Below are 8267 nucleotides of genomic sequence, written 5' to 3' on the forward strand. Positions count from 1 at the left end.
GGATCACACAACGTGTCCAATATTTTAGGACGTGTTTAAAAAATGCGGAAAAACAAGGGAATAGATTTGATTTTTTTTCATTCAGTTAACAATTTTTTTTTTCAAAAGAGTGAAACTTTTTTTTTTTTGAAAAAGGAAAATAATCAATAAGATGTAGACGATTTTTTATAAAAAAAATTAAAAGAGTGAAACTTAAGGCATTGAAATGAGTAAAAAAAACTCGCCAATACCTTGCAGTATTGACGAGTTTTTCTTATATTCAGCGGTACGCAGTTATTTGATGTTGACGCATCAGATAACGAAGATCAGCAGAGCTACCAACTCGTGCGGATTTCACCAAAGGCTTGTACCTGTCCAACTATTTTTACAGTTATGGGCAGTAATTTCAAGTCTAAACCTGATTTACTTCGTTATTGAATCGTTTTGTGTCCATTAAATAAGCAATACTTTTTGTATTTCGAGCTTTGCCTGCTTCTGCGTGTCCGTTTTTGACGGTTGGCATGTGGTGTGGGTGGAAGGATTAAGCGACGCTAGCGCACCACAGCGATTGTTTTATATGGATAAAGCAAGAGTTGCTACTAGGGGAAATCGACAAAGCAACAACGTGATGAGTAGCTGAATACTTGGCTTAAATCGTAAATTGGGGAAACCCTTGCGGAGATAGTTGGGTTCAGTTGGTTTGGGAACGTGTCGATGCGGTGTGTGAATCGTAATCTCAGCCTATAAGGGAAAGCACAATTACCCTTTGCAGATACGACCGATGCGTGGCTCCGTCAGCCCGAAAGGTGTACAGGCAATACTTCGAGAGCAAGCAATTTTTTTGCAAGCTCTTAGGGTGAGTATTGCCGAAACTCTCTCAACGTTCACCATCAGCCCGAGCAAAGCGAGGGGTGTGGTGATCTTGAGAGAGTGAGAGCATTTATAACATCTTATATAATTTTCTTACTTATCTTTGATTTTATTAAAAGTGTTGGTTTAAATGCGAAAAATGAGGGGTTATAGCCTTGCTAACTCTTTTTTTGAGGTTTACTACGTTATAAAAAATAGAGTGCTTAAATCGAAAATAAGAGAGAAATAGAGATATTTTAATTATTTAAAGACAAACCCAGCCCCTTAAAGGGGTCTGGGTTCTTAAACCGCTAGTTTCTACGTATTTATACTGCATCAACAGTTTGAAAATATCATTACCTGCCAGGGCAATTCATTTTCATGATTTGTAGAATCGTTTTAAGACAGCTTTTTCGGTAAATCATGCTAGCCAAAGCATGTTGATGCCATCGAATATTACCGAAAAAAATCTGTCTCCAATCACCTTAAACGTTACCAACTCATCGGTATAGACTTTCCCAATTAACAGCGCTTACGTTTTTATTCGCTCGAACTGTCTGCAACCTCGATGTAGCAAAGGTTTTGTACTTGTCTGATTCTCTAACACTTCTAAAGACCGTCACCGATCACCACCTTGTTGTTTGCCTAGAATCGCTTTTCTGTGAACTTATCAACCAGAAATTAAATATCTACAACTCAAACGGTGTGAAGTGCGCCCACGTTAGTTCTACTTGTCTTTGATCCCAATGATTAACATTGAAATCGAGTAGTACGCTTATCTCTAACTTAACTAAAATCAACTCCATACTTCGCCAGACCGCAGTTCCAAGTCATTCCTAGCTTATATTTTCTAGTTAAGTTAATAAGGTAAAGCACTTACTCTACGCATATCGACTGCCATCAACTGTTCTGTAGTTGTATGTTGACAGAGCCGACCTTACAGGCTTGAGCTATCCATTGACCGCCAAAGCAAATTGCAACGTATCTCTACGAATTCGGCAATTCACCGTGACGTGCCGAGAAATCCAGTTTAACACCTCATTCCCCTATGACCTCACGATCATCTCAAAAGCCCACCTGTGCGCCTTGACTATGCCCTTACGAAGCATCTGCCAAGCGGTTATTAACGCCATTCACTCAATCCCTGAGATGGCTCACCGTAACAAATAAAACAGGGTTAATTTACTAAGTTATCAGTCGTATGTTGTAAACGCTGATAACCCGTCAATGCCCGTTTCCGTGTCGCCCTACGTGCATCACATAAACATGTGAACATAACTTTGTAACAGGTAGAAAGCGGGATTCACACCCGCCAGCCCCTATCGTAGCCGCACCAACTACCTTTCGGACGTATGCAGCTTCACCGATAAAACTTTTCACAACTTGGCAGGTTGCGAAAAGGGGTAATGTTGTTTGTTCATGGTTGGCAATCCATGAACAAACAATTTAAGGAAAATTGAATGTACGGATTGGCAGTCCAACTGAAAAACAATATCTACAAGAACCATCTTATGCGTAGCAGAGACCATGTCAAGTCGAATCCAAGGAACTGCTTATTATAGAATAGCCAGTTCTGGCTATTATCCTTAAAAAAGTGATCTTAAAAGATCACTATTAAAAAAATCTTTGAAATACCTTTAAGAATCTACAAATAAGGATATATTAATCATTAAAATTTTAGACTTAAAATGAAAAATGATTTATTACACGACGGGAACAAAAGAAATCACTCATACGATATTGGCTTGCTTCTCTAAAGGGTACGATCTTGGAATTTTGGTTAGACCATCGAGTTTTAGTAAAGCCGAAGCAATCCTCGAAAAATGGAACGATCGCTATGACTTGCTGAATACGCCACAGCAGCAATATCGAAAATTTTTATCCGGACAAAGTACGTTTAGTTGCATCGTTGCTAATGGCCTGTGTGTTCGTAAACAGAATCTTACAGATGCTGATGTTTATCGTTATTTGCGTGATAAATCAAAAAGTGAGAATAAGCTATATGAACTTCAATCTCCGATGTTGCTCTTGCTTTGTCGAGTGAATGATTTGCTGTTGCGGTTACCTGATGGTGCAATAATTCAAAATAAATATGACCATCTTGATTATCTAAATGCGCAACTTGCCAAACAAATTAAAGGATGCGAGACCTTTCAAAAGCTAACTTTAAATATAGGAGACTATCAGTTTTTACAGCTCACCAAACGCGCCAAAAGCATTAAGGAGTTGCAGGAAATAGGATTGAGCGAAAATACAAAACATGCGACCAATTTCACTTGGCGGTTAAAGCAAGATACCTTTGAGGCCGTACGTCAAAGGGGGGTTAATCTTGTAAATAGCTACCAAAACAAGAAATCAAATACTGATGTGAAAGAGCATTTTGAAAAGTATCTTCTCAGCCTTGAAGGATATATTGGCTATCGTGGTGTACGTGTCCAGATCGGTAAACTCTATGGCATGTTTACAGCTTATTTCCAGTCCAAAATGAACCGTAGCTTTTTAAGTGCGGGTGGACGAAAACTGAATCTGAGCTATGTCCGGGCTTCAACCCCCAAAATTAAGAATAATACTGAGATACATACCTATTTTCGGGATATTCGAGATCAAGCTAACCTAGAGTCAAGAAAATTGCTTTTAATGTGGAAAGAAAGCGATCAAGGCAAGAAGTTTTTGCAGTCTAAGAGTTCTGATGGCTATATTTATCAAGATAGCTACTATAAGGATATTGATTAAGGCTTTTGGGTCTGTTTCTAAAGCTACTAAAGGCGATGATATGTCTAAGCATCCTGATGATTATTACCTGACACGGCAAGAAATTGATGATTTGAGAGCCGAGGCCAAACACGCAGCAAAATATATGAAAGCTTTATTTCCGCAGCTCAAAGTGGACCAGTTATGTATGTTGAAAACGATACTGTACTACTTAAGGAACTCAATGGTCCCCCAATTGTGATTAAACACTTATCTGGGCGTAATCCTGAACTTGCTCAACGAGTAGCGAGTCGTGGAACTTTTAAAATTAAAAAACGTAAAGTAAGCCAGGATTGAGTCAGGCTTGTACTTACATTCGAGCGAATTTTGAATAAGAGATTTTTATGTTAAAAAGTAAATTATGCTTTAATACGAAACATTTATTATAAGCTCATATTTATTCAAACTATGTCTGTTCTACTTTTCCCGCAATATATCCGAGATAACTATGAAATTGAGGAATACCGTAATGGTATTTCTGTGCTGAGACATGTCTTTCCTAATGAGTGGGATGATCTAGTAGATTTACTTTCAGCTTTCGTTTTAAGAAGAAGTGAAGTTATTGCTCCGGGTGGACGAAAATCTACTGTTGCAGACCAGCTAGATAGTTTTTTATATGCAAGAGGTTGGGGGGAAACTGAATTTAAAACAGCTATTCATTTGGATGAATATGAGCTAATCAAATTAGCTACTGACAACGGAAAGAATACTGTTACACCAACTTTGAAAAATAGTACTGTGACGGAAGTCCCTACTCATAAAATTGACTGTTTTAAAAATAAAGTTGCTATTGAAGTAGAGTGGAATAATAAAGACCCATTTTTTGATAGGGATTTAAATAACTTCCGACTGTTATTTGATTTAGGTGCTGTATCTGTAGGCGTGGTGATTACCAGAGCTTCGGAGTTACAGGAGCTGTTCAAAAGTTTAGGGAAAGGTGCGTCTTATGGTTCCTCTACAACCCATATGGGTAAATTAAGAAGCAAGCTATTTGGTCAAGGTTCTGGTGGCTGTCCTGTTATAGCAATTGGTATTAAAGCAAGTCTTTATGATGAGTTTAGTTAAACAGACTCTTGAATGAGATTTTCTAAAACTTCCTCAAAATCGCATAGTGATTTATTTAATTCTTTGCAGATCAAATAGACTTCAGTAATTTCTAGAGATCTATCACCATTTTCATATTTAGAAACAAAGCTTTGTGGTTTTCCTAGCATTTTAGCTAATTGAGATTGAGTGATCTGAGCATCAAGTCTCATTTGCTTTAATGCTTGGATGCACAAAGATTTCATTAAATTTTTATCCATCTATTTTCTCTGTTTGACTCTCAAGACTTTATTGCATAGAATCAAAAAACAAAATCCTAATTTGGGATTTTGTTTTTTTATTAAGGATTCCTATGTTAACCCCACAACCATTTCCTAGTTTAATCAAATATATGGGTTCTAAAACCAAGATTATTGATTTTATTGTTGATGGGATTAATTTTGTTCATCAAAAGGATAGAGCCGTATTAGATCTATTTGCTGGGAGTGCTTCACTGGCAGGGGCGATTGGGAAACAAGTTAATTTTGTTTCTAATGACATCCAGGAATATTCAAAGGTTCTTTCACAGACTTATTTAGTTAGTTTACGAGATAGCGATATTCCAGATATTGATCATATTTACCAGAAGACTTTAAGTCTCGTAGAAGCTAATGGTCAAAAAGAATATCTTGTTGATTACATTAACTTAACTAATATTGATGATTTCAATTCTTTAGAAGAAAGCCAAAAAGATTTAATCAATAAAGAGTTCTTGTATGATTATCATTTATTTGCAAAGGACTATTCTGGTACATGGTGGTCCTATGAACAATGTTTATGGATTGATGCTTTAAGACAAATTGCAGATGAATATAAAAATAAGCCGATCTATCCAATTTTTTTGTCTTCTTTAATGTATGCCATGGCTTATTGCAGTCAAGGTACAGGCCATTATGCTCAGTACAGAGATGCAAAAACGAACTCCTCTTTTAATGACATTTGTATTTATAGAAAAAAAGAAGTTTTCAAATTTTTCCAGAAGAAATTTAATGAATTATGTACTTATGGCTTAAATACTGAATCCAACGTCAGTTCAGCTTTCTTATCGGGTGATTTTAAAGAAGCATTAGAGACGTTTGAAGGTGGGACAGTATATGCTGATCCTCCGTATTGCTTTGTACATTACAGTCGTTTCTATCATGCTTTAGAAACCTTAGTTTTATATGACTATCCTGAGATTCAGAAAAAGAACAATGTGATCGTCAAAGGACGCTATAGAGAAGACAGACACCAATCGCCTTTCTGTATCAAAACTAAGGTTGAGGATGCCTTTTTAGATATGTTTAAGGGGGTTGAACTGACTAATTCTCAATTAGCACTTAGTTATAGTAATACAGGAATGATCAGCCTAGAAACCATGATGGAGCTTGCGTCTTCTGTATGGGATAGCTCAAAAATAGAGATATTAACTACGGATCATCAGCATATGACATTAGGTCGACAAGGTACTCGGTATAGAGATGTTAAAGAGTGTTTATTACTTATTAAATAAGTTTAAATCTTAAAAACTTAGTCAATAAAAAAGCCCGACATCCTGTCGGGCTTTTTCATATTGGGTGTTTAGGTATAACTCCTGTCGTACCTCACGTCCTGGTGTCGTACTTATCATTATTGTTTTATGTGTTGGAACATCCTGTTCTCTATGTCCCCATCATATGAAAAATCCCCATACTGACATAGACGCAATGCTCCCTAATTCATGTCAGCCTTGGCTTACAAGATTGCTCAAAACTTACCCCAAGGCTTATCCGCAGAAATTGCGGATAATTTCCGAAGTGCAAGCATTGAGTTATCAGGGAAAAAGCGAAATATGAATGTTTTTTGATCGATTTTATTGGCAAAACATATCAAACCTGCTCATAAAAAAGCCGACTTGTTTCAAAATCGACTTTTTGCTCATTTTTGGATTTTTCTTTTTTTATTAAGTGCTTGAAATTTATATTAATATACAAGTGTATTGCGTATAACCACCATTATGTTAAATGTATAACTTTATAAAGTGTTAATTTTAAAGTCTTCCAATGTTTTGCCTTTTTCTTCTAATAAATTATGAACAAACTCAGGCTCTAATTTCAGCATCAGTTCAATAGCATCATGGATTTTCCAAAATTGTAATTCAGGATGATCTATTATTTGGATTAAATGGTTTTTAATTAAAGGAATATATTCATCGTATTTTTCATCATCAATTAACCAAAATAAGCGACTAATATCAAATGGTTCTGTATTAGATATTTCTATAATCTTTTGTATAGGATGAAATATTTTTATTCTAGCCTGTTCACCAAATCCTAGATCAGCTTGGAATGCCCAATAACGAACAAAAGCTCTAAGTACATGCTGAAGTGTATCATCATAACCATGTAAACGATGATCTATATAACCAACTAATTTATTTTCATTTAATAAATTTACTAATGCATCAAAACCAGAGGATTGTCCCCAATTAGTCAGAAGTTTTGCTGCCTCAAATACAATATTTTCATCAGAAGAATTTAATAAATTTATGACTTGTTCTATACGATCTTCAGGAATATCTTCTGGATCTAAATCTGTTGCATCACATGCGTAATCTGCATGAGTAGGAACGTCATGCAGTAATACAGAAATTTCTTTATTCATTAAGCCACTCATTAATAATTATCTTAAGATTTTCTAAAATTAACATAATACACGTTATACGAAACGTTTTGTAAAAACCATTTTAAAACAATGTCTTATGGATGTAAAAACAGCCTAAGCAGTCACGCTCAGGCTGTTTTAGTGATTTTTTATGTTTCACGATCAATTATTGATCATTGTTCCACGGTTTTGATTAGTCTGATTAAATAGTCCTATCATCCATAGGGCTTGAAAAAACGGCTCCAGAAGCCCCTTTTTTCTGGTTCTGGCTCAATATGTTCAGGGACTGGAATACGCTTATTCTCGATAACCTCTGATTCCTTAGGAGGCATAGCTATGACGTCCTCTTTTTCTTCTACCGTGGATTCTGCCTGTGTTGATCCAGGATCATCAGATTGTGTTGTATTGGTTTTTGGAGCTTCCAATAGGCGTTGCATAGTTTCAATTTGATTTTGATAGAAGCTTTCTCTATTTTTTGCATCATCTAGCTGATTTTTTAGAAGGTCTATCTGCTGTCTAAGTAGTAAAACTTCTGCCGAATTTGGACTGTCAACTTTTACAGGCTCTTTTACATCCTGTTTTTTGGATGGTTCCCCAAATACACGAATAGCTTCGGATAAATCAATCTTATTATCTGAATTTCTGCTTAAAATTCCTTTCTTTACGTGATTGTAAATAGTCTGCCTATTAATGCCGTAAAGCTTGGATAATTCAAGAACTGTGAGACTTTTCATGTTGTAAAGCCATGCCTATTGTTGTCTAAAGTTTGTGTCTAATAGACTGTAAAATTTACAGATATTGAGAGTATAGTTTTACATATATATATCATGTAATTTTGCCGAATATTTATATGTGGGGATCACACAACGTGTCCAATATTTTAGGACGTGTTTAAAAAATGCGGAAAAACAAGGGAATAGATTTGATTTTTTTTCATTCAGTTAACAATTTTTTTTTTCAAAAGAGTGAAACTTTTTTTTTTT

General features: G+C 35.7%; 7 protein-coding genes. 4 read left to right on the top strand and 3 right to left on the bottom strand.

Annotation, left to right across the window (positions count from 1 at the left end; genetic code table 11):
- Positions 1-2523 precede the first annotated feature (2523 nt).
- The 3 genes from FTU03_RS15435 (at position 2524) to FTU03_RS15440 (ending at position 4644) form a co-directional block, all read left to right on the top strand.
- Positions 2524-3561: a hypothetical protein gene (locus FTU03_RS15435; protein WP_179993444.1), complete on the top strand. Its 1038-nt coding sequence runs from the start codon at positions 2524-2526 to the stop codon at positions 3559-3561.
- A gap of 120 nt (positions 3562-3681) precedes the next feature.
- A complete protein-coding gene (locus tag FTU03_RS16280) occupies positions 3682-3876 on the top strand; it encodes a hypothetical protein (protein WP_373684509.1) in 195 nt (64 codons plus the stop codon).
- Positions 3877-3987: 111 nt separating this feature from the next.
- Entirely contained in the window at positions 3988-4644 is a 657-nt protein-coding gene (locus tag FTU03_RS15440) for a BglII/BstYI family type II restriction endonuclease (protein ID WP_168398579.1), read from the top strand.
- Here the strand turns inward: FTU03_RS15440 and FTU03_RS15445 are convergent.
- Complete coding sequence (locus tag FTU03_RS15445) at positions 4641-4883, bottom strand: helix-turn-helix transcriptional regulator (protein ID WP_168398578.1); 243 nt, start codon at positions 4881-4883, stop codon at positions 4641-4643. The genes FTU03_RS15440 and FTU03_RS15445 overlap by 4 nt on opposite strands.
- Before the next feature lie 92 nt (positions 4884-4975).
- Here FTU03_RS15445 and FTU03_RS15450 point away from each other — a divergent pair, with 92 nt between their 5' ends.
- Positions 4976-6154, top strand: coding sequence for a DNA adenine methylase (locus FTU03_RS15450; protein WP_179993443.1), 1179 nt, complete (start codon positions 4976-4978; stop codon positions 6152-6154).
- 500 nt (positions 6155-6654) lie between these two features.
- Here FTU03_RS15450 and FTU03_RS15455 read toward each other — a convergent pair whose 3' ends face one another.
- Together FTU03_RS15455 and FTU03_RS15460 are read right to left on the bottom strand one after the other, a co-directional pair.
- Complete coding sequence (locus FTU03_RS15455) at positions 6655-7284, bottom strand: hypothetical protein (RefSeq protein ID WP_078194520.1); 630 nt, start codon at positions 7282-7284, stop codon at positions 6655-6657.
- A gap of 215 nt (positions 7285-7499) precedes the next feature.
- The gene (locus FTU03_RS15460) at positions 7500-8018 is read right to left on the bottom strand and encodes a plasmid replication DNA-binding protein (protein WP_168382247.1); all 519 of its coding nucleotides are present in this window, start codon (positions 8016-8018) and stop codon (positions 7500-7502) included.
- Positions 8019-8267 lie beyond the last annotated feature (249 nt).

This window comes from Acinetobacter sp. YH12046, assembly GCF_013419905.1.
Lineage (GTDB): Bacteria > Pseudomonadota > Gammaproteobacteria > Pseudomonadales > Moraxellaceae > Acinetobacter.